This is a genomic window from Sedimentitalea xiamensis, from assembly GCF_030164465.1.
In the GTDB taxonomy this organism is placed as follows: domain Bacteria; phylum Pseudomonadota; class Alphaproteobacteria; order Rhodobacterales; family Rhodobacteraceae; genus Sedimentitalea; species Sedimentitalea xiamensis.
The window spans coordinates 77,045-103,223 of the sequence record NZ_JASNJE010000004.1; the positions used below are offsets into that span (position 1 = coordinate 77,045).

Below are 26,179 nucleotides of genomic sequence, written 5' to 3' on the forward strand. Positions count from 1 at the left end.
TGTTAGGCCAGCCAGCCCAATCCGGTTGCGCGCAGGCTATCCGGCGACCGAGGCGGCGTGGATGCTGTCGATGGTAGCCGACAGAACGCGGTTGAACGCCTCGTCGTTCTGGTCGGCGGAAAGGCCTTCGGTCAAGGCGCGCGAAAAGGAAGCGATGACGCCGCGGTTCCTGGAAAGACGATCGTTCGCCTCGTCCCGGCTATAGCCGCCGGACAGGGCGACGACGCGCATGACTCTCGGATGATCGACAAGCGACGCATATTGACCGGCCCGCTCGGGCAGGGTCAGTTTCAACATGACCTGCTGATCAGAGGGCAGGGCGTCCAGGTGGCGCGTGAGTTCTTGCAGAAGAATGTCTTCGGCGGCGGCCTTGTCCGGAATGCCGATGGAGATTTCCGGTTCTATGATCGGAATCAGGCCATGGGCCAGAACCTGTCGTGCGACGTCGAACTGCTGGGCGACATTGGCCGCGATCCCCGTGGGAGAGGCAGCATCGATGACCGATCGCATCTTGGTTCCGAAAATGCCGGCCTCCACCGCGCGGGTCAGGAGGCTGTCGAGATCCGGCATCGGTTTCATTAGCCGCACGCCATCCGTTTCGTCAGCCAGCCCCTTGTCGATCTTCAGAAATGGCACGACCTTGCAGGTTCGCCAAAGATAGGCCGCCGTCGGCACGCCGTCGATATCTCGATCCATCGTCTGTTCGAACAGGATCGCGCCAACCACCTTGTCACCCCGGAAGGCCGGCGACTTGATGATCCGCGTGCGCATGGCGTGGATCAGGTCGAACATTTCGGTTTCCCCGTCATAGGCCTCTTCGCCGATGCCATAGAGCTTCAGAGCTTTCGGGGTCGATCCGCCGCTTTGATCCAAAGCCGCCACGAAGCCTTCACCTGTCGTCATCTGTTTGGTTTGAGTTTCTTTGGACATGAAAAGACTCGCCTGTGCTGGAATACATGACGGCTGCGCCGCCGGGTCAGTGCGGGTTTAGGGCAGGCGAAATTGCGTTTCAATGGTGTTGAAAGGTGTTTGCGCTAGCAACCGGACCCGGGATCGCTCAGGCGATCAGGGCGGCGACGCCGGGCAAGGTCTTGCCTTCCATCCATTCCAGAAACGCGCCCCCGGCAGTCGAGACATAGCTGAAATCCGCGCTGACCCCGGCATGATTGAGCGCCGCTATGGTGTCTCCGCCGCCGGCGACGCTAATCAGATGCCCGGCCCTGGTCAGTTCCGCGACCTTGCGCGCCGCCGACGTGGTGGCGGTATCGAAGGGTTCGACTTCAAACGCGCCCAGAGGTCCGTTCCAGATCAGGGTTTTCGATCCCTGAAGGGCGGCCGATACGCGGGCGACGGTTTCCGGGCCCGCGTCCAGGATCATGGCATCTTCGGGGCATTGATCGGCGGGCACTGTCCAGTTTTCGGTCCCGGCCTCGAACGTCCGCGCCACCACGATGTCGGAGGGCAGCAGGATTGCGCATCCGACGCTCTGTGCCTTGGCCAGGATGTCGGCCGCGGTGCCGGTCATGTCATGTTCGCAAAGCGACCGGCCGACGCCCAGGCCCTTGGCGGCCAGGAACGTGTTGGCCATGCCGCCGCCGATGATCAGGCAATCGACCTTTTCGACAAGGTTCGACAACAGCTCCAGCTTGGTTGACACCTTGGCGCCGCCCACCAGCGCCGCCAGCGGACGGTCCGGCCGCCCCAATGCTGCGTCCAGCGCCGACAGTTCCGTCTGCATCAGGCGTCCGGCGCAGGACGGAAGACGCCGCGCCACGCCCTCGGTCGAGGCATGCGCCCGATGGGCGCAGGAAAACGCATCGTTGCAATAGATATCGGCCAGCGTCGCGAAATCGTCCGCCAGCGACGGGTCGTTCTTCTCTTCTCCGGGCTGAAACCGCGTGTTTTCCAGCAGCAGGACCGATCCGTCCTGTTGCGCCGCCACCGCCGCTTCGGCGGCGGGACCGCGGCAATCCGCGCAAAACATGACCGGAACCTCGAACGCCGCTTCGAGCGCCGGAACCAGCGGACGAAGAGACATCTCGGGCATATGCCTTCCCTTCGGACGGCCGAAATGCGCCAGAAGAACCGGCCGCCCGCCCTTGTCCAGAATATCGCGTATGGTCGGGCGCAGCCGCCGGATTCGCGTGTCGTCCGTCACCGTGCCGTCTTCGACCGGAACGTTGATGTCGACGCGCACAAGAACCCGTTTGCCCGACAGGTCCATGTCGTCCAAAGTCTGCCATCCCATCGCTCAATTCCTTCAAGAAAACCGACGCTACAGGCGCTTTTTCCCACATTTCGCCCTATCGTCAATGCCTCACTTGGCATTCCGCCGTCCCGGCCTTAGGTATCTGCGCAATGCCAGGAAACAGGAGAGCCTCATGGCCGAGATCAAAGACCCCGAAAACACAATCCTCATGGAACTCAAGGACGGCACCGTCGTCATCGAACTGCTCGCAGACGTGGCGCCGCTGCACACCCAGCGGATGAAGGACCTGGCGCGTTCCGGCGCCTATGACAACGTCGCGTTCCACCGGGTGATCGAAGGTTTCATGGCGCAGACCGGCGACGTGCAGCACGGCGACATGGAAGACGGATTCAACATCCGCATGGCCGGCACCGGCGGTTCCGACATGGACGATCTGCCGGCGGAATTCTCGAAACTGCCCCATGACCGTGGGACGCTGGGCGCGGCGCGGTCGTCCAACCCAAACAGCGCGAATTCGCAGTTCTTCATCAACTTCAAGGACAACAGCTTTCTGAATGGGCAATACACGGTCTATGGCCGCGTGATCAGCGGCATGGAGCATGTCGATGCGATCGCGCGAGGCGAACCGCCGGCGTCTCCGGACCGGATGATCAGCGTCAAGGTGGCTGCCGATGCTTAGATTTGCCGCGCTTTGCACGATGCTCGCCGGGCCTGCGCTGGCGACAGGGCTGGAAATAGAGATAAGCGGCGAGGGGGCCAATGGTATCGTCAGGATCGACCTTCTGGAAGATGTCGCGCCCGAGCATGTCGCCCAGGTTGCGGCTCTCGCCAAAGAAGGCGCTTATGACGGGGTGGTGTTCCATCGCGTGATCGACGGCTTCATGGCGCAGACCGGCGATGTCGAGTTCGGCAAGATCGGCGGCGACATGCGTCGCGCGGGAATGGGCGGCTCGCAAAAGCCGGACCTCGCCGCCGAATTTTCCGACGTTCCGTTCGAGCGCGGCGTCGTGGGTATGGCCCGGAGCCAGGACCCGAATAGTGCCAACAGCCAGTTCTTCATCATGTTCGATGCCGGCGACTTTCTGAACGGACAGTATACCGTCATCGGGCGCGTGACGGAGGGCATGGACGTGGTCGATGCCATCAAGCGCGGCGAGGGCCGCAATGGCGCGGTCGTCGGACAGCCGGACATGATGAAAACCGTGACGGTCACGGACTGACACGTCCAAACTGGTCTCTCGCGACGAAAAAAAGGCCCCGCCGGAAATCCGGCGGGGCCTTGTCATTCCAGGTGCGAGGCACCTCAGTTCGTGGCGTCCGCCCTTGCGGGCGCGGCGGCCGGATTGGCGCCGGGTGCTGCGGGCTTGCCGGACCGGCCCGGATTCAGCGGGTCGTCCTGACGCTGCACGGAACCTTCGAAATGGGCGCCGCTTTCGATCGCGATGGTCTTGTGGATGATGTCGCCTTCGACGCGGGCCGTGGAGGTCAGCCGCACTTTCAAACCGCGCACGCGGCCGACGATTCGGCCGTTGATCACCACATCGTCCGCCGTGACTTCGCCCTTGATGGTGGCGGTTTCCCCGATGGTCAGCAGATGTGCCCGGATGTCGCCTTCGACGGTGCCTTCGACCTGGATGTCGCCGCTGGTTTTCAGGTTGCCGGTAATGTGCAGGTCGGCCGACAGGGTCGATGCGGGCGGTTTGGGCTTTGGTGCGCTGGGTTTGTAGTCACCGGACGCCGGTGCCGAAGCCACACCCGCAGGCGCGGCCGACTTCGTGTCATCTGTCGTTTTGGGCGACGGCTCGTTGATTTTGCTCTTCGAAAACATTTCTGGCAGCCTTGATGTAGATCATGGGGTTAACAGGTGTTCCATTGACCCGCACTTCATAGTGAAGATGGGTTCCGGTCGACCGTCCGGAGTTACCCATATCAGAGATGTGATCCCCGCGCGATACCCTTTGGCCCTTCTTGACCAGAATACGGGAATTGTGCGCGTAGCGGGTTTCGATCCCGAAATCATGCTTGATGATGACCAGGCGTCCAAAGCCGGATTGCCAGCCCGCATGAGTCACCACGCCATCGGCGGTGGCATAGATATTGGTGCCGGTGGAACCTGCGAAATCCGACCCGTTGTGCATGCGGCGCCCGCCGGTCTTCGGGTCCCGCCGATAGCCGAATCCGCTCGTGTAGCGGACGGCGGACTTGACCGGGCTCGCAAAGGGGGCGCGTTCCGCCGCAATGCGATAAAGGTTCAACAGATCCATCTGGTTGAGGATCTTGTTGGCGCGCAGCTGGTCGGCGGAGGGATCGTCTTCGCCGCGCGTGGTAAAGGACAGCTTGGTCAGGGGGCCGCCCTGACCGCTATAGCCGCGGCGCACCTGTTCGATGATCGAATCGGTCGGCATGCCGGCGCTGCGGAACATCTTGTCCAGCGGCGCGACAGAGATCGTCATCGCCTCTTCGAGCTGGCGGAAAATCTGGTCATTCTGTTCGTGGACCAGGCTCAGTTCCAGTTCCAGGTCGCTGGCCATGTTCAGGGCCGTCTGTGCGTTCGCCAGAACCTGGTCGCGTTCTTCGGCCGTCTTCGCGAGCGCATCGGCCATGAAACTGACCGGCACGTCGCCTCCGGAAGGGGCCGTGCCGTCGCCGGTCCCGGCCTCGCTTTGGGTCTGCAACGCCGCCAGGGCGATCTTGGCGTCCTGCCGTTCTTTCATCGTGTCGCGCAATGTCGACTGGATGACCTCAATGCCGGTCTCGAGTTCGCGCCGGCGCGTTTCGGACGCCAGAAGTTCGGACTGCATTGCCGAGACCTGCTTCAGAGCCGCGTTGAACCGCTGCTGGGCCGCCAGCGCCTCTTCGGCTCGGGAGTCGCGTTCCAGCGACAAGGCATTCAGGCGTTCCTGATAGAGGATCTGGTCGCGTTTCGCCTGTTCCCGGAAGCTGCCGGACCCGATGCTGTCCATCAGAAGAATCGCGGTCGCGATGATGGCCCAGGCCACGATTGCCGATGCGCCGGCATAGGCGAAAAGCTGGGTCGAAGGTCTGAGGCGAATGAACCGCGTGTCCGTGTCGGATTTCAGAAACAGTCGACGCTCGGGAAAGAATCGTTCCAGAATTGCGTGTGTCGTGATTGCCAGACGTGTCCGCACACGTTTATCCTTGTCCATCCCAGCCGAGACGCCCGGTGGTGAGACAGCAGGCGCGTGGCAGGTGCATAAACAGCGGGCCGCTCGTGGGCAAGGCGGTTGGCGGCGTCCGACGCCCATTCGGGACGAAAGGCCGCAAACCGGCAATAATTTGCCGATTACATCGCGTTGCCCGAATGATTTGGTCCGCGTGCGGGGGGCGGAACGCGAAAACAGCTCATCCGGACGTGGAAGCAGGTTCCGACAGGGGCCAGTAGAAATCCGGCGGAAGTCCGGCTTCGGCGCGTTTTTCTTCGTTGAAAGGCGGCTTCAATGTGCTGTGAAAGTAGCTGCGCACCAACCTGTGAAACTCCGCCTTGGGATCCAGGTCATGGCGGCCGCAGAGAAAGTTGAACCATTTCGACCCGTAGGCGACATGGCCGACTTCTTCCGCGTAGATGGTTTCGAGAGCGGCGACCGGCCCGGTCAATCCGGCCTTGCGGAACACGTCGATCATGTCCGGCGTCACGTCGAGACCGCGCGCTTCCAGAACCATCGGGACGACCGCGAGCCTGCCCATCAGGTCGTCGCGCGTGTCTTCCGCGGCCCGCCACATGCCGGCATGGGCCGGCAATTCGCCGTAGTCGCTGCCGAGTTCCTGAAGGCAGCCGCAGACCAACTGGAAGTGTTTGCTTTCTTCGTCCGCCGCTTTGACCCAGTCGTCGTAGAACCCCATGGGCATCGGAGTTCGCGAAAACCGGGCGATGATGTCCCAGTGCAGGTCGACCGCGTTCAGTTCGATATGGGCGACCGCGTGGAGCAGGGCGATGCGCCCGGCGGGGCTACCCGGCCGCCGGCGCGGCACGTCCCGCGGCGACAGCAGCTCCGGGCGGTCCGGACGCGCCGGATGCAGCGGCGGTGTCGCCGTTCCGATCATGACTGGTTCGCTTTCGCCGTCGCGCGCGGCAAACCAGCGCGCCGCGTGCCGGCGGGACAGGTCGGTCTTTTCCCGCGCATCCGACGTGCAGAGAACCTCCGCGGCCATTTCGGCAAGGGACTGGGGCATGTCAAAGCATCCTTTCAACACGAGGTTCAATCCGGACGGCCCCCTGACGGCAACTCGTTTCGTGCGCGGATGGCCAGTCGTGACAGGGTTAGCGGGATTCAGCGGGGCGGGGAACCGCGTCGCGGTATCAGCGCCCCAGGCTCGTGAACGATCCGCTGACGTCCGGTCCGATCCCCAGCCAGCCTTGCAGGGTCGCCACGATATGACTGGAAACCTGTTCGGTCTGCGTAGGGCCGAACTGCGCCGCGTTGATTCCGGCTTCCCCGACCAGCGCTGGCGTGTCGGCCTGGATATGCGTCAAGGGCGTGAGCGCCGTTCCGGTCCGGGCATCGGTGATCTGCGCCAGAAATGCCATGGCGTAAACGGCTTCGGGCGCACGGGCGAGCGCGATCGGCGATACGCCGTGGAACGCCTGGACGGTCATGTTCAGCGCCACCGGCCGGTTCCCGCGCAGGCCCGAAACCGCGGTCTTCGCAGAAGCGGCCACGATTTTTTGAACCTGCGCCCTCCGGTCCCCCGGAGGGTCTCCGTGCCAGACGATGTCCGCCCGCGGCAGGAAGCTGTTTTCATCCGAGACGGTCAGCGAATCCGGAACGGTGACATTCACCGCCGTGACGCGCCACGTCTGGGAAACGTTCGCATCGATCGGCTGTCCGTATTCGGTTTCGAATTGGCCACCGCAGGCCGACAAGAATACCAGGGCCGGCAACAGCATCATCGCGGCCACGCGTGAAAGCCGCAGAGGGTTCCGCGTCAGCCGAAATGTCCACGAGGCCTCCATCGGCCCGAATGTCTCCGTATCGTCGTACTGGGTCATGCGACCTTCCGTTTCCTGGCGGCCTGATGGTCAGAAGGGCCGGCTGATCCGGCCTTACATCATGAAATGCCGTATTTGGGCGCTTCATAGCCCCCGTTCGGTCGAATGCATAGCAATCTTTCGTAAACAAAGGCTTCCGTGGCGCAGGAGGTCAGAAAAAGGAAATCATAGGCCCCGAACGGCGCTCAGAACCTCTTCGACATGGCCAGGCACCTTGACCTTTCTCCAGATCGCCCGAATCCGACCGTCCGCGCCGATCAGGAAGGTGGACCGTTCGATGCCCATGAACTTTTTCCCATACATGTTCTTTTCCTTCCAGACACCGTAGTCTTCGCAGGTCGAACCGTTCTCGTCCGACAGCAACGCGGTCGAAAGCGCATGCTTGGCGGCGAACTTCTCATGGCTGGCCACGCTGTCCTTGGAGATGCCGAGCACCTCGACTCCCAGATCCGCGAACTCTCGCAGCCGTTCGGAAAATCCGATGGATTCCTTGGTGCAGCCCGGAGTATCATCGCGGGGGTAAAAGAACAGCACGACGGCTTGGCCGCGCAGATCGGACAGGCTGACCGTATTTCCGCCGTCGCGGGGCAAGGTGAAATCGGGGGCGATGTCATCGACATCAGGCATCATGGATACTCCGTCTTGCTGAACAACACATGCGCTTGACCTTAAGGCGCGGCAGGGAAACTTAAAGGCGGATTTCGCGAAATCATGACCCAGGAGCCCGAACCGCAGGTGCCAGGGGCGAAGGCCGCGCCAGAACCGCCGCGCGCGGCTTCGGGCGCGGCCCGGATCGCGAAGTGGTCCTTGTTCGCGGTGCTTTGCGTCGCGCTTCTGACGGCTGGGCTGGCGGTCTGGGGAATCGGCCAGACCCTGACCCTGCCGGATTGGGTGCGCGACCGCATCGAAACGCGGATCGAAAGAAACCTGAACGGGCTTCAGATCGAATTTGGCGATGTCCAGATGGTGGTCAACAAGGGCTGGCGCCCCAGGGTCCGTCTGCTCGACGTAACGCTTTCGGAACCCGACGGGCAGCCGATCGTGCAGCTGGCGGACGCCCAAGCGAGCCTGGCCATGCGGCCGCTGCTGCGGGGGCTGGTGCAACCCAAGAACATCTCGCTGTCCGGCGCGTTCGCCCGGTTGCGGCGGGATGCGTCGGGCAATCTGTCGCTGTCGCTTGGCAACGCCACCGCGCCGGTGGATCAGGCGGCGAGCCTGCCGCAGCTGATCGAGCAATGGGACCAGCTTTTTCTTTTGCCGGCCCTGTCCGCGCTGGTGTCGGTCGATATCGAGGCATTGACCCTGCAATATGAAGACGCATTGAAGAACCGGGCCTGGACCCTGGATGGCGGGCGGATTCGGTTTGACCGGGATGCCGACCAGCTGCGTCTGGCCAGCAGCTTCGCGCTGCTGTCGGGAACGGATTCCGTGAGTTCGGTGGAAATGAACTATGCCAGCCGGATCGGGAGCACGAAAGCCGAGTTCGGGGTCGTCGTGGCCGATATCGCCGCGCCCGACATCGCGGCGCAGAACGTGGCGCTGGGGTGGCTCGATGTGCTGCGCGCCCCGATTTCGGGCGCCCTGCGCGGCAGCGTGGACGACGAGGGGGCGCTCGGACCCTTGTCTGCGACCCTGCATATCGGGGCAGGGGTTCTCCAGCCGACCGATGCGACGCGGCCGATCCCTTTCAATGGGGCGCGCAGTTATTTCACCTATCGACCCGATGACCAGGCTTTGGTCTTCAACGAGGTTTTCGTGTCCAGCGGCTGGGGCAGCGGCCTGTCCGAAGGCCGCGCCTATCTCGATGTCGAAGGCGGCGTTCTGAAGAGTCTGGTCGGCCAGTTCTCTCTGGCGGACCTGCAAATCAATCCCGACCGGCTGTACGACGAACCGCTGCTCATCGCTGGCGCCAACGCCGATTTCAGGTTGGAATTCGCCCCGTTCCGGATGCAGCTCGGACAGTTGTACGTGACGCAGGAAGATATACGGCTGTTCCTGACCGGGTCCTTGTCGGCAGAACCCGAAGGCTGGTCGCTCGCCGTCGATGGCGAAACCGGTTCCGTGACACGGGAACGGCTGTTGACGATCTGGCCCGAAAGGGCGGCCCCCAAACCGCGGGAATGGGTTGATGAAAACCTGCTGGGCGGGATGCTGGAAGACGTCAACTTCGCCCTGCGCGTCCAACCCGGCCAGACGCCGAACGTCTATCTGGATTTCGACTACGATGACGCGACGGTCAGGGCAGTGAAGACGCTGCCGCCGATCACCGGCGCCTTCGGTCAGGCGAGCCTGGCAGCCGGCCGCTTCGTGACAACGGCGACGGCGGGGGCGATCGTTCCGGAACAGGGCGGGCCGGTGGACATTTCCGGCACGTCCTTCATCATTCCGGATGTGGAGGTCAAGCCGGCGACGCCCGGTATTGCGCGCGTGACCGGGAAAGGGTCGGTCACGGCGATCTTGTCGCTTCTCGACCTGCCACCGCTTTCCGTGCTCAAGGACACGCCGTTTCCGGTGGATCTGGCGCAAGGTCAGGCGCGGGTCACGGGAACGGTCGCGCTTCCGATGAAGCCCAGGGTGCCATTCGAGGAAATCGAATTCCACCTGGCCGGCACCGTGGAAGATGCACAAAGCGACCTGCTGGTTCCGGACTATTCGGTCGCGGCCCGGAAACTGGAAGTCGTGGGAAACCAGCAACGGATCGAGGTCAAGGGCCCGGCCAGCATCGGTCCGGTGCCGATGGATGTCCGTTGGCGGCAGCCTCTGGGACCGGACGCGGCCAGGGGCAGCCGGGTCGACGGGCGGATAGAGCTGTCGCCGCTGACCGTCGATACATTCGGGATCGGCCTGCCCAAGGGCAGCGTTTCCGGAAAAGGCTGGGCCGATGTGCGGATCGATCTCGCGCCGGGCCGGCCGCCAGATCTCTTGCTGCGTTCCGATCTGTCCGACGTCGGGCTGGCTCTGCCTTCCCTGGGATGGTCCAAGCCGCAGTCCGGGACGGGGCTGCTTGAACTGGCAGGCGTGCTTGGGCCGCAAAGCCGGATCGACCGGCTGATTCTCGAAGCCGCGGGGATGGCGGTCACGGGGTCGGTGCTGACGGTTCCGGGGGGCGGGCTGGACCGCGCGCTTCTGGGTTCGGTGCGACTTGGCGATTGGCTGGACACCTCGGTGGAAATCATCGGGCGTGGCAGCGCGGCCCCCGATCTGCGCATTCTGGGTGGTACGCTCGACTTGCGCCGTGCGACCTTCGGCGAGGGCGGTGGCGGCGACGGCGCGCCCGGCGACCTGCAGGTGGCTTTGAACCGGCTTCAGGTCACCGACACGCTGGCCCTGACGGGTTTCGCCGGCGCTTTCAAGCTGGACGGCGGGCTGAACGGGCGGTTTCGCGGCAAGGTCAATGGCCAGACAGAGGTCGCCGGCCAGGTCGTGCCCCAGTCCGGACGCAGCGCGGTGCGGATACAATCGGACGACGCCGGCGGGGTCGTGCGCTCCGCCGGGCTGCTGACCAAGGCCCGCGATGGCAGTTTCGATCTGAGCCTGCTGCCGACCGGCGGGCCGGGACAGTTCGACGGCACTTTGCGGATTCGCAACACGCGGGTGATCGACGCCCCGGCCATCGCGGCGCTCCTGAATTCCATCAGCGTCGTCGGGTTGCTGGATGAACTGTCCGGCCAGGGCATCCAGTTCGGCCAGGTCGATGCGCGGTTTCGCCTGGAACCGGCCAGGGTCACCGTGTTCGAAAGCAGCGCCACCGGGCCGTCGATCGGCCTGTCGATGGACGGTGTGTTCGATGTGGCCAGCGGAACGCTGCGGATGCAGGGCGTGATCTCTCCGGTCTATCTCCTGAACCAGATCGGCAATCTTGTCGCCCGGCGCGGCGAGGGCATCATCGGGTTCAACTACACGCTCACCGGACCCGCCGCCTCACCCAGGGTCCAGGTCAATCCGCTTTCGGCCCTCGCGCCCGGCTTCCTGCGCGACATCATGCGGACATCGCCGCCGCCAATCGACGAAAACGCCCCTCCGGCCAGGCGGACGCCGCACAGGAAACCAGACGATGCGAATTCCGGCCGCTAGGAGCGCAGGTCGGAGCAAGGCGCCTGGATTGAAGGATGGTCATTCGGCCCGGCTGTGCCTAGAAGGCGCTCCATGAAACTCAGCGATTTCGATTTCGACCTGCCCGAAGACCGCATCGCGACGCGGCCCGCCGTGCCGCGCAGCGCCGCACGGTTGCTGGTCGCGACATCCGACGCCATTACGGATGCGCAGGTGCGCGATCTTCCGGACTGGCTGCGCCCCGGCGACCGTCTGGTTCTGAACGATACCCGCGTCGTCCCGGCGCGTCTGAGCGGCCTGCGCCATCGCAGAAGCGCCCAGGGGGATACCGCAGCCCGCATCGAAGTCACCCTGCTGGAGCCGCGCGCCGATGGAACATGGTCGGCGCTGATCAAACCGCTGAAGAAGCTGAAGCCGGGGGAAACCGTCCGGTTCTCGGACGATCTGGGCGCGGAACTGGTGGGTGTGAGCGACGGGCAGGGGCGGCTGCGTTTCAACCTGTCGGGCGAGGATTTCGACGCCGCGCTTGCCGCAGCCGGTGCCATGCCGCTGCCGCCCTACATTGCGGCCAAGAGACCTGCGGATGCGCAAGACAAGACCGACTACCAGACGGTCTTTGCCCGCGCGCCGGGCGCCGTCGCGGCCCCGACGGCGTCGCTGCATTTCGACGAGGCGTTGCTCGCGGCCCTCGCCGAAAGAGGCGTCGAGACCACCTACGTCACCCTGCATGTGGGCGCGGGCACGTTCCTTCCGGTCAAGGTGGACGATGTGAGCCGCCACAGGATGCACGCGGAATGGGGGCAGGTCAGCCCGAAGGCCGCGGCTGAGATCGCCGCGACCAAGGCCGCCGGCGGACGGATCGTGCCGGTCGGAACGACGGCCCTGCGCCTGATCGAAACCGCCGCCCGCGGCGGCGAGATTTCGCCGTGGGAAGGCGAAACGGACATCTTCATCTATCCGGGGTTCAGGTTCCGGGTCGCGGATGCCCTGATGACCAATTTCCACCTGCCGAAGTCGACCCTGATGATGCTGGTGTCGGCGCTGATGGGACGGGATCGCATTCTCGATATCTACGGTCACGCGATCGCGCGGAACTACCGATTCTTTTCCTACGGGGATGCGTCGTTGTTGATCCCGGACCGGCGGTAAATCTCGAAATCGACACCTATCGTTCCCGCGCCAAACGGGATAGAGACGGGCAGGATCCGGATAGCGGACCGGACCAACCCGCCAGTCTTTCGGAGGCGTCTCATGTTTCAAGTCCTGTCCAGCGCATGGGCGCTGCTTCTGGGGATGATGCTGCTGATGGTGGGCAACGGCCTTCAGGGCACGCTGCTTGGCGTGCGGGGCGAAATCGAAGGCTTTTCCACGCTCGAAATGTCGGTCGTCATGTCGGCCTATTTCGTGGGCTTTCTCGGTGGATCGCGCATGGCTCCGGAAATGATCAGACGCGTCGGCCACGTCCGGGTGTTCGCGGCGCTGGCCTCGTTCATTTCCGCCGTCATGATCCTCTATCCCACCTTCACCAACACGATCGCCTGGTCGTTGGGCCGCGTCATCATCGGCTTCTGTTTCTCGGGCGTCTACGTGACGGCCGAAAGCTGGTTGAACAATGCCGCCAACAACGAGAACCGGGGCCAGGCGCTGTCGCTCTACATGATCGTCCAGATGGTCGGGATCGTCAGCGCGCAGGCCTTGCTGCTGGTGGGCGACCCGGCCGGATACGAGACCTTCGTCGTCGCCTCGGTGCTGATCTCGATTTCCTTTGCGCCGATTCTGTTGTCCATCAGTCCGACTCCGGCCTTTGACACCACGAAACCCATGACCCTGCGCGAGCTGATGAACATATCGCCGCTGGGATGCGTCGGCATGTTCCTTCTCGGAGGCGTCTTCGCCTCGCAATTCGGGATGAGCGCGGTTTACGGCGCCAAGGCGGGGCTGAGCCTCGTGCAGATTTCGATCTTCGTCGCGGCCTTCTACGTGGGCGCCATGCTCTTGCAATATCCGCTGGGCTGGCTGTCGGACCGGATGGACCGGCGTTTCCTGATCCTGGTCGTGGCGACCATCGGTGGCGGCGGGGCCATCATCGGCATGGCGTTCGGCGCGAATTTCCACATGCTGCTCGTCGCGGCCTTCCTGATCGGCGGGCTGAGCAATCCGCTGTATTCGCTGCTCATCGCCCATACCAACGACTATCTGGCGCACGAAGACATGGCGGCGGCCTCCGGCGGGTTGATCTTCATCAATGGACTCGGCGCGATCGCAGGCCCGCTGATCATCGGCTGGATGATGGGCGATGCGATCTTCGGCCCCTCGGGATTCTTCCTGTTCATGGCCGGGCTTCTGTTCGCGCTGGCGCTTTACGCAGCCTATCGCAGCACCCAGCGGCCCACCGTTCCGGTGGCGGAGACCGGGCAGATCACGCCGGTCTACCCCTCCGCCACGCCGGTCGTCATGGAGCTGGCGCAAGAGGTCGCCATAGAGGCGGATCTGGAAGATCAGCAGGCCCAGGAATCGGCGTGAGTTTGCCGGTTTTGTCGCGAATGTAGCAAAACGTTACTGTAATTGAATTGAAAATGGGGTTTTGATGAATTTGTAGTGGGGGACAGATGGAGTGGAGAGCAACTCATGGTTGGCCCTGAAGAAGTATTGAGTTTTTGGTTGGACGACGTGGGCGAAGCGGGATGGTATGCCCAGGACAGCGCCCTTGATGCTGAAATTTCCAGAAGGTTCAAAGACACATGGGAAGGTGCCTGCGAAGGCCGGTTTTCCCTGTGGCTGACATATTCCAGCGGCGCATTGGCCTATATCATTCTGACCGATCAGTTCCCGCGCAACATGTTCCGCGGATCCGCGCGGGCGTTTTCCAGCGACAGGATTGCCCTGGCCGCAGCCAAGGCTGCGGTGGACCGCCGTTGGGACATGCGTATCGACGAACCCGCGCGGCAGTTCTTTTACCTGCCGATGATGCATTCGGAAAACCTGTGCGATCAGGAACGCTGCGTGCGCCTGATGTGCGAGCGGATGCCGGAACACGGAGCGTCGAACTTGCTGCATGCCCGCGCGCATCGGGAAGTGATCCGGCGTTTTGGTCGTTTTCCCTATAGAAACGAAGCCTTGTCGCGCCCTTCGACACCGCCGGAAACCGCCTATGTGTTGAATGGCGGCTATGGCGAGACCGTGCGCGGTCTGCAAGCCGCCGGATAGCGTAATCCGGATCTTTCGGATCTATTGCGGCACGCATCCCCGGATGCGCGCGACGCTTTCAACCGCCTGATCGCCTGCTTGTTCGATGGCATGATCGACGAGTCGGGTGGGGGCCTCGCGCAGTTCGGCAAGGGCTGCCTGCATGTCGGCCAGCTTGGTTTCCATCTCGGCGGCGCGTTCCTGCAAGTGCGCCATCGTTTCCGAGGACAGATCCTGGGATTGATCGTACAACCCGGCAAGGTCGGACCGGAACCCCGCAAGTTCTTCGCCCGCCGCCTGCACGGAGTCCTGGAGCGGACCCAGCACATGCAAGTGCTCGGCAAAGGTCGCGGTCAGGGAATGGGCCCGGTTCACCACGCTCAGCGCCAGAAAGAGGCAGAGCGCCACCAGGATCAAGGTCGCGTTCAGCATGGCCAACAGAAGGTCCTTCAGCGTCTTCGCCATTTGTCTTCTCCGATTATCTGGCCGTAACCTATCACGAACTTGCATCGGTAAAACCGCAAAACACGGGACTGTTTCGTCCAGGTGAACAGTGCCCGATATGGCGCGCGCGCCGAACCGCCGAAGTCTTTGCAATGCAGGGGACCGGTTGGTAGGCTCGATCAACAGGGTTTCAGCCGTATCGAGCAGGGAATGTCATGGCCGCCAATTCTTTTGATCTGATTGTCATCGGGGCCGGGCCCGGAGGCTATGTCGCCGCGATCCGGGCCGCGCAGCTGGGCCTGAAAGTGGCCATCGTGGAACGCGAACACTTGGGCGGAATCTGTCTGAACTGGGGATGCATCCCGACCAAGGCGATGCTGCGCAGTTCCGAAGTGTTCCACCTGATGGAGCGGGCCAAGGATTTCGGGCTGAAGGCGGACAACATCGGCTATGACCTCGACGCGGTGGTGAAACGCAGCCGCGCCGTGGCCGCGCAACTTTCGGGCGGGATCGGCCACCTGATGAAGAAGAACAAGATCACGACGGTGATGGGGCAGGCGACCCTGCCCGAAAAGGGGCGCGTCTCGGTCAAGACCGACAAGGGAGCCGAGGAACTGAAAGCGGCGAATATCATTCTCGCCACCGGTGCGCGTGCCCGCGAATTGCCCGGCCTGGAGGCGGACGGCGATCTCGTCTGGACCTACAAGCACGCGCTGGTCCCGCCGCGTATGCCGAAAAAGCTGCTGGTGATCGGATCGGGCGCCATCGGAATCGAATTCGCCAGTTTCTACAACACGTTCGGCGCGCAAACGACGGTGGTCGAGGTCATGGACAGGATCCTGCCGGTCGAAGACGCCGAGATCAGCGCCTTCGCCAAAAAACAGTTCGTGAAACAGGGTATGGACATCCGCGAAAAGGCGACTGTCAAGAAACTGGACCGTGGCAAGGGGCGGGTAACGGCGCATGTCGAAACCGGCGGCAAGACCGAAAAGATCGAATTCGACACCGTGATTTCAGCGGTCGGGATTGTCGGCAATGTCGAAAACCTGGGACTGGAGGAATTGGGCGTCAAGATCGACCGCACGCATGTGGTGACGGACGAATACTGCCGGACGGCCGTGGAAGGCCTGTATGCGATTGGCGACATCGCTGGCGCACCCTGGCTGGCGCACAAGGCCAGCCACGAAGGTGTGATGGTCGCCGAACTGATCGCCGGCGGTCATCCGCATCCGGTCAAACCCGAAAGCATCGCCGGATGCACCTATTGCCAACCCCAGGTCGCCAGCGTCGGCTATTCCGAGGCTAAGGCGAAAGATCTGGGATACGAGATCAAGGTGGGCCGTTTCCCATTCATCGGCAACGGCAAGGCCATTGCGCTGGGGGAACCCGAAGGCATGATCAAGACCGTGTTCGACGCGAAGACCGGCGAATTGCTGGGCGCCCATATGGTCGGTGCGGAAGTGACGGAACTGATCCAAGGATATGTTGTGGGGCGTCAGCTGGAAACCACCGAAGAAGACCTGATGAACACGGTGTTCCCGCATCCCACCCTGTCCGAAATGATGCACGAAAGCGTTCTGGACGCCTACGGCCGCGTCATCCATATGTGAGCCTGCGCCGGGTCCGCCGCGTTCCTGTCAGGTCCGAAGACCATTTACGGCTCATGGATCGCTGCCGATCCGGTGACCGGTTGCCGCGGGCTTGGCTGGCAAAAACCAAATGCACCCGGCGTAATCCGGCCATCGAACATGTTCCTTCGGGTATGTTCACTTTAAGTTCTCGTTTTTCAGTTGGAGACTCGCCACCGTTCCACTATGTCTAAACCGTTAACGGGGGCACCATGGCCGAACTCAAGAACATCGAAGTGCGCGGCGCGCGCGAACACAATCTCAAGAGCATCGACGTGGATATTCCCCGCGACCGGCTGGTCGTGATCACCGGCCTGTCCGGGTCGGGCAAGTCGTCCCTTGCCTTTGATACGATCTATGCCGAGGGGCAACGCCGCTATGTCGAAAGTCTGTCGGCCTATGCGCGGCAGTTTCTGGACATGATGGAAAAGCCCGACGTGGACCACATCAGCGGCTTGTCGCCCGCGATTTCCATCGAGCAGAAAACGACCTCCAAGAACCCACGATCCACCGTCGGAACCGTGACCGAGATCTACGACTACCTGCGCCTTCTCTTCGCCCGCGCGGGCACACCTTATTCGCCGGCGACCGGCAAACCGATCGAAGCGCAGCAGGTGCAGGACATGGTCGATCGCGTGATGGCGATGGAGGAGGGCACCCGCGCCTATCTGCTGGCGCCCATCGTGCGCGACCGCAAGGGCGAATACCGCAAGGAAATGCTGGAACTGCGCAAGCAGGGGTTTCAGCGGGTCAAGGTGGACGGCCAGTTCTACGAACTCGACGACGCGCCGGCGCTCGACAAGAAATTCCGCCATGACATCGACGTGGTCGTGGACCGGCTGGTGGTGCGCGAGGGGCTTGAAACGCGGCTTGCCGACAGCCTGCGCACGGCGCTGGACCTGGCCGATGGCATCGCCATAGTGGAAACCGCGACCGACGACCCCGAACGCACGGTGTTCAGCGAGAAATTCGCCTGCCCGGTGAGCGGCTTCACGATCCCGGAAATCGAACCGAGGCTGTTTTCCTTCAACGCACCATTCGGAGCCTGTCCGGAGTGCGACGGTCTGGGGATGGAGCTGTTTTTCGACGAACGTCTCGTGGTGCCGGACCAGGGTCTGAAGATCTATGACGGTGCGCTGGCGCCCTGGCGCAAGGGCAAGAGCCCGTATTTCCTGCAAACCATCGAAGCCATCGCCAGGCACTATGAATTCGACAAGAATACCAAATGGAAAGACTTGCCCGCGCATGTGCAGCAGGTGTTTCTCTATGGTTCCGGTGACGAGGAAATCTCGTTCCGCTATGACGAAGGCGGCCGCGTCTACCAGGTGACGCGCGTTTTTGAAGGCGTGATCCCGAACATGGAGCGGCGCTATCGCGAGACCGACAGCAACTGGATTCGTGAAGAGTTCGAGCGCTACCAGAACAACCGTCCCTGCGGCACCTGCCAGGGCTACCGTCTGCGCGAAGAGGCGCTGGCGGTCAAGATCGCCGGCCTGCATGTCGGGCAGGTGGTTCAGATGTCGATCAAGGAGGCGTTCGACTGGTGCAAGAACGTGCCGGAACATCTGAGCGCACAGAAGAACGAGATTGCCCGCGCGATTCTCAAGGAAATCCGCGAACGGCTGGGATTCCTCAACAATGTCGGGCTGGAATATCTCACCCTGTCCCGCAATTCCGGCACCCTGTCCGGAGGCGAAAGCCAGCGTATCCGCCTGGCAAGCCAGATCGGATCGGGCCTGACCGGCGTTCTATATGTCCTGGACGAACCCAGCATCGGGCTGCATCAGCGCGACAATGACCGCCTGCTTGGCACGCTGAAGAACCTGCGCGACCAGGGCAACACGGTGATCGTCGTGGAGCATGACGAAGAAGCGATCCGCGAGGCGGACTACGTTTTCGACATCGGTCCCGGCGCCGGCGTGCACGGTGGCCGTGTGGTGGCGCATGGCACCCCCGCCGAGGTCGCCGCCGATCCGGCCAGCATCACCGGCCAATACCTGGCCGGAACCCGCGAAATCCCGATTCCGCACACCCGCCGCAAGGGCAAGGGCAAGGCGGTCCGGGTGGTCAGGGCGACGGGAAACAACCTCAAGGAGGTCACGGCGGATTTTCCTCTCGGCAAGTTCGTCTGCGTGACCGGCGTGTCGGGCGGGGGCAAATCCACCCTGACCATCGAAACCCTGTTCAAGACCGCGAGCATGCGTCTGAACGGCGCGCGCCAGACGCCGGCACCCTGCGAGACCATCAAGGGGCTCGAACATCTGGACAAGGTCATCGACATCGACCAACGGCCCATCGGGCGCACACCGCGGTCCAACCCGGCCACCTATACCGGCGCCTTCACACCGATCCGCGACTGGTTCGCCGGCCTGCCGGAATCCAAGGCGCGGGGATACAAGCCGGGGCGCTTCAGCTTCAACGTCAAGGGCGGCCGCTGCGAGGCCTGTCAGGGCGATGGTGTCATCAAGATCGAGATGCATTTCCTGCCGGATGTCTATGTCACCTGCGAAACCTGCAAGGGCGCGCGCTACAATCGCGAAACCCTGGAAATCCACTTCAAAGGCAAGAGCATAGCGGACGTTCTTGACATGACCGTTGAGGACGCCCAGGAGTTTTTCAAAGCGGTGCCCAGCATTCGCGAAAAGATGGATGCGCTGATGCGTGTCGGGCTGGGCTACATCAAGGTCGGCCAGCAGGCGACCACCCTGTCCGGTGGCGAAGCGCAGCGCGTGAAACTGTCCAAGGAACTGGCCAAGAGGTCCACGGGCCGCACGCTCTACATTCTCGACGAGCCGACGACGGGTCTGCATTTCGAAGACGTGCGCAAGCTTCTGGAAGTGCTGCACGAACTGGTCGATCAGGGCAATTCGGTGGTGGTGATCGAGCACAATCTCGACGTCGTGAAGACCGCCGATCACATCATCGATATCGGCCCCGAGGGCGGCGACGGCGGCGGCGAGATCGTCGCCACCGGCACGCCCGAAGAGGTGGCAGAGGAACCGAGGAGCCACACGGGGCGCTATCTGAAACCGATGCTGGCCAAGAAGAAAGTCGCGGCGGAGTGACGTTCGTCCTTGCCTTGGGGGCGAGGGTGCGCGCATCGAGAGCCTTGATCTGATGGTCGACAGTGAATCGGGTCCTGCCAACGGGCAAGAGGGGCAGGAACAAGCGCCCATGTCCGGATGACATGCCGGGCGGTTCGTGGCAATTTGTCTCCAGAACATAAGGACCGGAGGATCGGATGCGCAAACTTCAGACCCAGGGTGTGCACCACATCACCCTGACCGGCGCGGACCGGCAATCCACCATCGATTTCTGGTCCGGCGTTCTGGGGATGCCCTTCGTGTTCGATCAGCCCAATCTCGACAACCCGGACGAAGGTCATGTCTATTTCGATCCGGGCGATGGCCGTCTGATCACCGTGTTCACCAACGAGTCCCGCGCGGGGAGCCCTGACAGAACGCCGACCGATCCGGGCTGTGTGCATCACCTGGCGTTCAACGTCAGCCAGGCGACCTTCTGGCAGGCGGTGGAGCGGCTTGACGAGCGCGGAATCGACCATTCCGGCCCAAAGGATCGCGGTTTCATGGATTCGATCTATTTCAAGGACCCGCTGGGCCTTCTGATCGAATTGGCGAGCTACCGTTTCGAACCGCCGACCGGCTGCACCCATGCGGATGTGATGATTGCCGCCCATCGCATCCGGGTCGCGAGGGGCGATCACCATATCGACCGCGTTCACCTCGCTGATGCAATCGAACAACTGGTCTGCAAGACCCAGCAGTCGCTGTCAGAGGACCGGGCGCCGAGGAATCCCTACAAAAGGCCATGACGGGCGACCGGGCTTGCCCATGGCGAAGGGCTGCGGGCACGATCCGCGCGTCGCGGTCGCTTTGAACGGGATGCACCGGTCCCGGCGGTTTTTCTGACGAGGCCCGGTGCAGGCCGCGGATCGGTTCAGGGAGAGATGTCCGTCCGAGCACGGCCACGCTTTGGGTAGCGTTCTTGCGCGTCGCCCAGGAAGTGGCCCAGCCACTTCAGCCCTTCGATCTCGTCGCAGACGATCTTGGCGACGATGAGGATGGGCACCGCGACAACCATTCCGACGGCGGACCATATATATGCGAAGAAGGCCACGACCAGAAACAGGATCGGCGTGTTCAGACGCATCCGGCGCGAGATCGCGATGGGGGTCACGAGTTGCCCTTCGATGGAGGTCAGGGCCATGTAGGTCGCAAAAACGCCGAGCGCGGGCCAGAGTTCGTCGAACTGGATGAACGCGAGCAGGCCGGCGACCGAGGCCCCGAGCACCGCGCCGAGAAAAGGGATGTAGTTGAGCGCGAAACCGAGCAACCCGAGCGAGATCGCCCCGGTCAGCCCCCACAGCCACATGGCGACGCCGATACAGAGGCCCAGCACCGCGTTGATCAGGGTGATGCCGCCCAGATAGCTGCCCAACCGTGTCTCGATGCGGTCGATGATCTCGACAACCCGGCGCTTGTCGCTGCTCTTGCTGAAACTTTCGACCATCCGGTTGACGAAGAAATCACCCGACGCGATGAGAAAGAACGTCAGCACGATGGCGAACACGACCTGGCCCAGAACCTGCGGCGCCATGGACATGATGGTCAGGCTGGAAGCCTTGTCGGACACGACCTCGACTTCCATCGCAGCCTTGTCCGACCCGGACTTGACCGCCTCGTCCAAAGCGGCGGCGGCTTCGTTGACGGCCTGGAGCGTGCCGCTTTGCGACATCACGTCCTGTTCGATGTCGCGCAAAAGGTTGGGAAGGTCCCGGATCAGGGCCGAAACGGGTTCCTGAAACCACAGCACGGCCATCACGACGACGATCAGCAGGAAGCCGGTGAACAGACCCGCGATCAGGCCGTCGGGAAACCCGTGGCGCGACAGGAACCGGCGCGGGCGGTTGAAGACGAAATAGGACAGAACGGCGGCCGTGACCGGGATCAGAAAATTCGCCGCCCACAGCATGAGGTGGATCAGCAGAATGACGAATATGCCGGTCACGGGCATGGAGGTGCGGTCGTGCGGAGTCATGGCTGCGATCCTACACTGCCGAAGACGGCTCAGCCATGGTGCGCCTGTCGCAACGGCCAGGATTATTCGCCCATTGATCCGCGGCGGTGGACCGGCGGATCGGCGGATCAGTTCAGGACATCGATCACGGCTCCGATGAGGTTGAGCACCTTTCTGGTTTCCCGATCAACGCGATACACATAATCGCCCGAGCGCAGGTAATAGCCGTCGCGGTTCAAGCCGTAGCGTCCCGGGGAGTCGATCCAGAAATAGTCGTTGTCGATCCGATCACCGACCCGGTAACGCCGGTCATCGGATTTGCCGATGTATTTTTTCGCCTGGCCCGGCGGAACGCAGGGCGGGTTCTTCTTGGCAAGTCCCGGCGGACAGCCGGCGGCGATGTGTTTGCTGTCCTTGCTGTGTCCGGCGGTGGCGGTCATGGACAGAGCAAGCGCAAGGGCGGTCATCAGAGTCGTTGCGTTCGATTTCATATCGGCCTCCTGTGTTTGCCCTCAATATAGGCGTCCTTGGTCCCGCATGTATCTCGGCGGTGGATTCTTGCCGACCGGGACAGGATCAGGCGTTGCGCCCGCGTTTCTCGAACCGGGGCAGCATGGCGCTGAAATCGCAGCCCTTTCCATCTTCGGCCTCGACGAATTGCGCGTAGAGCGCCTGCGCCAGCTGTCCCATCGGGGTATCCGCATCGGCGCTTTCGGCGGCCTGTTGCGAAAGGCGTAGGTCCTTCAGCATCAGTTCGGCGGCGAAACCGGGCTTGTAGCCGTTGTCCGCCGGGCTTTGCGGGCCGACGCCGGGTGCGGGGCAGTAGGCGTTCATGGTCCAGGAATAGCCGGACGAGGTTGAAACCACGTCGAACATCTTCTGCCGGTCCAGGCCCAGCTTGTCGGCCAACGCGAAGGCTTCGCAGGTGGCGATCATCGTGACCCCGAGGATCATGTTGTTGCAGATCTTGGCGGCTTGACCGGCGCCCGCACCGCCGCAATGCACCGCCTTCTGACCCATGATCTCGAACAGGGGTGCAGCCTTGGCGAAGGCGGCGTCCGACCCGCCGGCCATGAAGGTCAGTGTTCCGGCGGAGGCGCCGCCGACGCCGCCGGAGACCGGGGCGTCCACGGCCAGCAGCCCGGCGGCTTCGGCCTGTTCGGCGACAGCGCGGGCGCTGTCCACGTCCACCGTCGAACAGTCAATCAGTGTCGCGCCTTTGGCCATGGCCGGGATCACTTCGTTGGCCACGGACCGCAGGATGTCGCCATTGGGCAGCATCGTGATGACCACGTCGGTTCCGCTGGCGGCCTCTGCGGCGCTCCCGGCCATCTCGACTCCGTCGACCGCGACGTCCGCGTTGTCAAAGCCGATCACGTCATGCCCGGCTTTCGCGAGGTTGGCGGCCATTGGCCCGCCCATGTTGCCCAGTCCGATAAATCCGATCTTCATCTCGCTCTCCTCAGTCCTGAAATGTCAGCGCATCCGCACCCAGCGGCGCAAGCATCCGCTCGACGGCGGAGTCCGGCACATCGAGGTCAGCGAATTGCCATCGCGGATTGCGGTCCTTGTCAATGATCGCCGCGCGAATGCCTTCGAGAAAGTCTCCGTGTTCCATCGCCCGCCAGGTGAACCGGAATTCCAGGTCCAGCGCCGCCCGCATGGCCGGGCCGTCCCGCCGCAGACGTTGGATCGTCTCGACCGCGCAGGCCATCGACAGCGGTGAATTGCGGCTCATCGTCTTGAGCGCGCCCTGGCTGAATGCGCTGCCGTCCGATCGCAGGTCGGCGAGTATTCCGGACAGGGCAGGGGCCTTGAACAGGCGATCGATCGCGTCCAGGTGCGGTGCCATCGCCCCGGCCGGGGGCGATTGGGCCAGCCGCGAAACGTGGGACACGTCGCCGCTGGCCTCCAGCAATTCGGTCAGGTCCGCCCAGCGGTCGCGCGGCACGTAATGGTCGGCGAACCCGGCGTGGATCGCATCGCCCGCGTCCATCCGGGCTGCCGTGATGCCCAGGTAGGTTCCGAGATGGCCCGGCGCACGGGCCAGCAGATAGCTGCCGCCCACATCGGGCACCAGCCCGATCCCGCATTCCGGCATAGCGATGCGGCTGCTGTCGTCCACGATCCTGTGGCTGCCATGGCATCCAATGCCGACGCCGCCGCCCATGGTAAAGCCCTGCATCAGGCTGACCACCGGTTTCGGAAAATCCGCCAGCATCGCGTTCATGCGGTATTCGTCGCGCCAGAAGTTGCGGCCGTAGGCGAAATCGCCCTTCGTGCCGGTGTCGTAAAGCTCGGCGATGTCGCCGCCGGCGCAGAACGCTTTGTCGCCCTCGGCGTTGATCACCACCAGCGCCACCTGTTCTTCCTCGCGCCACAGGTGCAGAATCGTGTCGATGGCCATGCACATGTCATAGGTCATCGCGTTCAGCGCCCTGGGCCGGGTCAGCGTGATCCGGCCGGCGCGGCCTTCGACGCGGACGTTGAGATCAGCCATGAGCACCTAGCGCGCCGCCAGCATGTGCCGGGCAACGATCACCCGCATGATTTCGTTGGTGCCTTCGAGGATCTGGTGCACCCGCAGATCCCGCACCAGTTTCTCGATCCCGTAATCGGCGAGGTATCCATACCCGCCGTGCAGTTGCAGACACTGGTCCACCACCTTGCTGCCGGCTTCGGTGACGAATTTCTTGGCCATGGCGCAGAACTTGGTCGCGTCCGGCGCACCGGTGTCGAGCTTCCAGGCCGCCTGCCGCAGGAAGGTGCGCGCCGCCTGCAATTCGATCTCCATGTCCGCGAGGCGGAATTGCAGCCCCTGGAACTGGTCGATCGAGGTGCCGAAGGCCTTGCGCTCGCCCATGTAGCCGAGCGTCATGTTCAGCGCGGTCTGCGCGGCGCCCAGCGAACAGGCCGAGATGTTCAGCCGTCCGCCATCCAGCCCCATCATCGCGTATCTGAAGCCCTGGCCTTCTTCCCCGACAAGGTTCCCGGCCGGGATCTGGCAATCGTCGAACTGCACCTGCGCGGTGGGTTGGCTGCGCCAGCCCATCTTGTCTTCGAGACCGCCAAAGGACAGGCCCGGCGTGCCGTCTTCCACATAGACCGTCGAAATTCCCTTGGGTCCGTCCTCGCCAGTGCGGACCATGCAGACATAGGCATCCGAATAGCCGCCGCCCGAAATGAACGCCTTGGTTCCATTCAGCACGTAGCCGTCGTTGGTGCGGGTCGCGCGGGCCTTGAGCGCCGCCGCGTCGCTGCCCGATCCGGGTTCGGTCAGGCAATAGGACAGAACCGTGTCGAGGCTCAACACACTCGGCATCACCCGCGCCTTCAGGGCGTCATCGGCGAACGTGTCGAGCATCTTTGCGCACATGTTGTGGATCGACAGGAAGGCCGCGACCGACGGGCAGGCCATGCTCAGCGCCTCGAAGACCAGCGTCGCGTCAAGCCGGGTCAGCCCCGCGCCGCCCCCTTCTTCGCTGACATAGAGTCCGCCGAACCCCAGTTCGCCGATCTGGGGCCAGAGCGATTTCGGGATCGTGCCTTCCGCTTCCCACTGGCGGGCAAAAGGCGCGATATGTTCCTGTCCGAACGCATGCGCCATGTCGAAGATGGCGGTCTGTTCGTCGCTCAGCGCAAAATCCATGCGTGTCTCCCCCGTATGTGTCGAATTGAACGGCTGTTTAATTCGGAATTCTTACAGGAGTTTTGCAATGCGCCGCAATGAGAGAGTTGGACTGGCGCATCGTCGTGCGGTTGTATGCCTGATGGCATCGGGACAGGAAAAAGGCGCCCCCGGAAGGGCGCCTTGAAACTTTCATCGCATTCCGTTCGGCTTATGCAGAAGCTTTCGCACGACGCCGCATAAATGCCGCTGCACCCAAGGCCGTCAACAGCAAGGGCAGGCTTGCCGGCACCGGGACGTTGTTCGGCGGCGGACCGCTCCGCGGGGTCGGTCCACCGGAACAGCCCCCATTCTGATCCCAGTGGTTGCAGGTTATCCAACCCGACAAAGACGACCCACCAGCGGGATCAGGGATGCCGCCCACATGCGCCGCAAAATAGAAGCCGCCGATAATCGTCGCATTGCCCGACGCCGTCGATTTTGAAACGATATCGGTGAGATCCAAGTCGGTGCCCGTGATCGAGAAGGAATAGATTTCGGTACCCGACAGACGGTTGGCGTTGTCAAAAACCAGCCTGTAGTCAAAGAAGCCATCACCATCCGCTTTGAACGTATCCAGACCTTCACCATAGCTGTCCCATGCAGCGGAGGTATCTGTCAGATCCCACGTCAGGGGCGACAGGAACGGATCGAGGTTGAAGTAGAATTCCTTCACGTGCTCTGACGCCAACAGCGCAGACGCATCGAGCGTGTAGGTCAGCGTATCGACCGCCGACTCATTGATTGTCAGCTTCAAGGGCGATGACGGCATCGTCGCGCCGCTGAACTCATAGTCCAGATCCACCGTCACGGAAGCCGCGTTTGCTGCCGGACCAAAGGCAACCAGCGCCCCTAGTGCAAGTCCACCTGCGCATAGCGCAGCCCTGAAATTAAGTTCCATCGTTCCACTCACCTTCTTCCCACACTCTCGTTATCAATGCGCCTCC

Annotated in this window: 23 protein-coding genes; 9 read left to right on the forward strand and 14 right to left on the reverse strand. The window is 62.9% G+C overall.

Annotated elements, in window-relative coordinates; all coding sequences use genetic code 11:
• Positions 1 to 36: 36 nt before the first annotated feature.
• A complete protein-coding gene (locus tag QO034_RS04735) occupies positions 37 to 930 on the reverse strand; it encodes a fructose bisphosphate aldolase (RefSeq protein WP_284484354.1) in 894 nt (297 codons plus the stop codon).
• Positions 931 to 1,057: 127 nt separating this feature from the next.
• Positions 1,058 to 2,248 carry a phosphoglycerate kinase gene (locus QO034_RS04740; RefSeq protein ID WP_284484355.1) on the reverse strand — a complete coding sequence of 397 codons (1,191 nt, stop codon included), beginning with the start codon at positions 2,246 to 2,248 and terminating at the stop codon, positions 1,058 to 1,060.
• A 133-nt stretch (positions 2,249 to 2,381) separates the two neighbouring features.
• Between QO034_RS04740 and QO034_RS04745 the strand changes: the two genes are divergently transcribed.
• The gene (locus QO034_RS04745) at positions 2,382 to 2,888 is read left to right on the forward strand and encodes a peptidylprolyl isomerase (RefSeq protein WP_284484356.1); all 507 of its coding nucleotides are present in this window, start codon (positions 2,382 to 2,384) and stop codon (positions 2,886 to 2,888) included.
• Positions 2,881 to 3,429 (forward strand): peptidylprolyl isomerase, encoded by a 549-nt coding sequence (locus QO034_RS04750; RefSeq protein WP_284484357.1) that lies wholly within the window; start codon positions 2,881 to 2,883, stop codon positions 3,427 to 3,429. Before QO034_RS04745 ends, QO034_RS04750 begins: the two co-directional genes overlap by 8 nt.
• Before the next feature lie 83 nt (positions 3,430 to 3,512).
• Here the strand turns inward: QO034_RS04750 and QO034_RS04755 are convergent, their stop codons facing one another.
• The 5 genes from QO034_RS04755 to bcp all read right to left on the reverse strand — a co-directional run bounded on the left by QO034_RS04755 (position 3,513) and on the right by bcp (position 7,844).
• Positions 3,513 to 4,037: a bactofilin family protein gene (locus QO034_RS04755; protein WP_284484358.1), complete on the reverse strand. Its 525-nt coding sequence runs from the start codon at positions 4,035 to 4,037 to the stop codon at positions 3,513 to 3,515.
• Complete coding sequence (locus QO034_RS04760) at positions 3,988 to 5,358, reverse strand: M23 family metallopeptidase (RefSeq protein WP_284484359.1); 1,371 nt, start codon at positions 5,356 to 5,358, stop codon at positions 3,988 to 3,990. The genes QO034_RS04755 and QO034_RS04760 overlap by 50 nt, the downstream gene beginning before the upstream one ends.
• Before the next feature lie 214 nt (positions 5,359 to 5,572).
• Positions 5,573 to 6,400, reverse strand: a complete 828-nt coding sequence (locus tag QO034_RS04765) for a ferritin-like domain-containing protein (protein WP_284484360.1) — start codon at positions 6,398 to 6,400, stop codon at positions 5,573 to 5,575.
• 127 nt (positions 6,401 to 6,527) lie between these two features.
• Entirely contained in the window at positions 6,528 to 7,217 is a 690-nt protein-coding gene (locus QO034_RS04770; RefSeq protein ID WP_284484361.1) for a DUF6778 family protein, read from the reverse strand.
• 165 nt (positions 7,218 to 7,382) lie between these two features.
• Positions 7,383 to 7,844, reverse strand: a complete 462-nt coding sequence (gene bcp, locus QO034_RS04775; protein ID WP_284484362.1) for a thioredoxin-dependent thiol peroxidase — start codon at positions 7,842 to 7,844, stop codon at positions 7,383 to 7,385.
• Positions 7,845 to 7,928: 84 nt separating this feature from the next.
• On the opposite strand from bcp, the gene QO034_RS04780 reads away from it, so the two are divergent.
• The 4 genes from QO034_RS04780 to QO034_RS04795 all read left to right on the forward strand — a co-directional run bounded on the left by QO034_RS04780 (position 7,929) and on the right by QO034_RS04795 (position 14,477).
• On the forward strand, positions 7,929 to 11,291 hold the full coding sequence (locus QO034_RS04780; protein ID WP_284484363.1) for an AsmA-like C-terminal region-containing protein: 3,363 nt from the start codon (positions 7,929 to 7,931) through the stop codon (positions 11,289 to 11,291).
• Positions 11,292 to 11,363: 72 nt separating this feature from the next.
• Complete coding sequence (queA, locus tag QO034_RS04785; RefSeq protein ID WP_284484364.1) at positions 11,364 to 12,419, forward strand: tRNA preQ1(34) S-adenosylmethionine ribosyltransferase-isomerase QueA; 1,056 nt, start codon at positions 11,364 to 11,366, stop codon at positions 12,417 to 12,419.
• 102 nt (positions 12,420 to 12,521) lie between these two features.
• Positions 12,522 to 13,793, forward strand: a complete 1,272-nt coding sequence (locus QO034_RS04790) for an MFS transporter (RefSeq protein ID WP_284484365.1) — start codon at positions 12,522 to 12,524, stop codon at positions 13,791 to 13,793.
• 105 nt (positions 13,794 to 13,898) lie between these two features.
• Positions 13,899 to 14,477 carry a DUF924 family protein gene (locus QO034_RS04795; RefSeq protein WP_284484366.1) on the forward strand — a complete coding sequence of 193 codons (579 nt, stop codon included), beginning with the start codon at positions 13,899 to 13,901 and terminating at the stop codon, positions 14,475 to 14,477.
• A gap of 21 nt (positions 14,478 to 14,498) precedes the next feature.
• Here QO034_RS04795 and QO034_RS04800 read toward each other — a convergent pair whose 3' ends face one another.
• Positions 14,499 to 14,921, reverse strand: a complete 423-nt coding sequence (locus tag QO034_RS04800) for a hypothetical protein (RefSeq protein WP_284484367.1) — start codon at positions 14,919 to 14,921, stop codon at positions 14,499 to 14,501.
• A 194-nt stretch (positions 14,922 to 15,115) separates the two neighbouring features.
• On the opposite strand from QO034_RS04800, the gene lpdA reads away from it, so the two are divergent.
• The 3 genes from lpdA to QO034_RS04815 all read left to right on the forward strand — a co-directional run bounded on the left by lpdA (position 15,116) and on the right by QO034_RS04815 (position 20,360).
• Positions 15,116 to 16,510 (forward strand): dihydrolipoyl dehydrogenase, encoded by a 1,395-nt coding sequence (gene lpdA / locus QO034_RS04805; protein WP_284484368.1) that lies wholly within the window; start codon positions 15,116 to 15,118, stop codon positions 16,508 to 16,510.
• 230 nt (positions 16,511 to 16,740) lie between these two features.
• Positions 16,741 to 19,593, forward strand: coding sequence for an excinuclease ABC subunit UvrA (gene uvrA / locus QO034_RS04810; RefSeq protein ID WP_284484369.1), 2,853 nt, complete (start codon positions 16,741 to 16,743; stop codon positions 19,591 to 19,593).
• A gap of 176 nt (positions 19,594 to 19,769) precedes the next feature.
• Positions 19,770 to 20,360: a VOC family protein gene (locus QO034_RS04815; protein WP_284484370.1), complete on the forward strand. Its 591-nt coding sequence runs from the start codon at positions 19,770 to 19,772 to the stop codon at positions 20,358 to 20,360.
• Between the two features lie 125 nt (positions 20,361 to 20,485).
• Here the strand turns inward: QO034_RS04815 and QO034_RS04820 are convergent, their stop codons facing one another.
• The 6 genes from QO034_RS04820 to QO034_RS04845 form a co-directional block, all read right to left on the reverse strand.
• Positions 20,486 to 21,586, reverse strand: a complete 1,101-nt coding sequence (locus QO034_RS04820; RefSeq protein ID WP_284484371.1) for an AI-2E family transporter — start codon at positions 21,584 to 21,586, stop codon at positions 20,486 to 20,488.
• A gap of 107 nt (positions 21,587 to 21,693) precedes the next feature.
• Positions 21,694 to 22,056, reverse strand: coding sequence for a hypothetical protein (locus tag QO034_RS04825; protein ID WP_284484372.1), 363 nt, complete (start codon positions 22,054 to 22,056; stop codon positions 21,694 to 21,696).
• Positions 22,057 to 22,141: 85 nt separating this feature from the next.
• Positions 22,142 to 23,017 carry a 3-hydroxyisobutyrate dehydrogenase gene (gene mmsB / locus QO034_RS04830; RefSeq protein ID WP_284484373.1) on the reverse strand — a complete coding sequence of 292 codons (876 nt, stop codon included), beginning with the start codon at positions 23,015 to 23,017 and terminating at the stop codon, positions 22,142 to 22,144.
• Between the two features lie 10 nt (positions 23,018 to 23,027).
• Positions 23,028 to 24,065 (reverse strand): enoyl-CoA hydratase/isomerase family protein, encoded by a 1,038-nt coding sequence (locus QO034_RS04835; RefSeq protein WP_284484374.1) that lies wholly within the window; start codon positions 24,063 to 24,065, stop codon positions 23,028 to 23,030.
• Between the two features lie 6 nt (positions 24,066 to 24,071).
• Positions 24,072 to 25,214 carry an acyl-CoA dehydrogenase family protein gene (locus QO034_RS04840; RefSeq protein ID WP_284484375.1) on the reverse strand — a complete coding sequence of 381 codons (1,143 nt, stop codon included), beginning with the start codon at positions 25,212 to 25,214 and terminating at the stop codon, positions 24,072 to 24,074.
• A 190-nt stretch (positions 25,215 to 25,404) separates the two neighbouring features.
• Positions 25,405 to 26,133, reverse strand: coding sequence for a VPLPA-CTERM sorting domain-containing protein (locus QO034_RS04845; protein ID WP_284484376.1), 729 nt, complete (start codon positions 26,131 to 26,133; stop codon positions 25,405 to 25,407).
• Between the last annotated feature and the right edge of the window lie 46 nt (positions 26,134 to 26,179).

Bases quoted from the DNA above. Each gene is read 5' to 3' on its own strand.
- QO034_RS04820 (WP_284484371.1), bottom strand. From the start codon at position 21,586: ATGACTCCGCACGACCGCACCTCCATGCCCGTGACCGGCATATTCGTC.
- QO034_RS04765 (WP_284484360.1), bottom strand. From the start codon at position 6,400: ATGCCCCAGTCCCTTGCCGAAATGGCCGCGGAGGTTCTCTGCACGTCG.
- QO034_RS04835 (WP_284484374.1), bottom strand. From the start codon at position 24,065: ATGGCTGATCTCAACGTCCGCGTCGAAGGCCGCGCCGGCCGGATCACG.
- bcp (WP_284484362.1), bottom strand. From the start codon at position 7,844: ATGCCTGATGTCGATGACATCGCCCCCGATTTCACCTTGCCCCGCGAC.
- QO034_RS04770 (WP_284484361.1), bottom strand. From the start codon at position 7,217: ATGACCCAGTACGACGATACGGAGACATTCGGGCCGATGGAGGCCTCG.
- QO034_RS04790 (WP_284484365.1), top strand. From the start codon at position 12,522: ATGTTTCAAGTCCTGTCCAGCGCATGGGCGCTGCTTCTGGGGATGATG.
- QO034_RS04840 (WP_284484375.1), bottom strand. From the start codon at position 25,214: ATGGATTTTGCGCTGAGCGACGAACAGACCGCCATCTTCGACATGGCG.
- uvrA (WP_284484369.1), top strand. From the start codon at position 16,741: ATGGCCGAACTCAAGAACATCGAAGTGCGCGGCGCGCGCGAACACAAT.
- QO034_RS04845 (WP_284484376.1), bottom strand. From the start codon at position 26,133: ATGGAACTTAATTTCAGGGCTGCGCTATGCGCAGGTGGACTTGCACTA.
- QO034_RS04825 (WP_284484372.1), bottom strand. From the start codon at position 22,056: ATGAAATCGAACGCAACGACTCTGATGACCGCCCTTGCGCTTGCTCTG.
- queA (WP_284484364.1), top strand. From the start codon at position 11,364: ATGAAACTCAGCGATTTCGATTTCGACCTGCCCGAAGACCGCATCGCG.
- QO034_RS04795 (WP_284484366.1), top strand. From the start codon at position 13,899: ATGGTTGGCCCTGAAGAAGTATTGAGTTTTTGGTTGGACGACGTGGGC.
- QO034_RS04815 (WP_284484370.1), top strand. From the start codon at position 19,770: ATGCGCAAACTTCAGACCCAGGGTGTGCACCACATCACCCTGACCGGC.
- QO034_RS04745 (WP_284484356.1), top strand. From the start codon at position 2,382: ATGGCCGAGATCAAAGACCCCGAAAACACAATCCTCATGGAACTCAAG.
- mmsB (WP_284484373.1), bottom strand. From the start codon at position 23,017: ATGAAGATCGGATTTATCGGACTGGGCAACATGGGCGGGCCAATGGCC.
- QO034_RS04750 (WP_284484357.1), top strand. From the start codon at position 2,881: ATGCTTAGATTTGCCGCGCTTTGCACGATGCTCGCCGGGCCTGCGCTG.
- QO034_RS04740 (WP_284484355.1), bottom strand. From the start codon at position 2,248: ATGGGATGGCAGACTTTGGACGACATGGACCTGTCGGGCAAACGGGTT.
- QO034_RS04780 (WP_284484363.1), top strand. From the start codon at position 7,929: ATGACCCAGGAGCCCGAACCGCAGGTGCCAGGGGCGAAGGCCGCGCCA.
- QO034_RS04735 (WP_284484354.1), bottom strand. From the start codon at position 930: ATGTCCAAAGAAACTCAAACCAAACAGATGACGACAGGTGAAGGCTTC.
- lpdA (WP_284484368.1), top strand. From the start codon at position 15,116: ATGGCCGCCAATTCTTTTGATCTGATTGTCATCGGGGCCGGGCCCGGA.
- QO034_RS04755 (WP_284484358.1), bottom strand. From the start codon at position 4,037: ATGTTTTCGAAGAGCAAAATCAACGAGCCGTCGCCCAAAACGACAGAT.
- QO034_RS04800 (WP_284484367.1), bottom strand. From the start codon at position 14,921: ATGGCGAAGACGCTGAAGGACCTTCTGTTGGCCATGCTGAACGCGACC.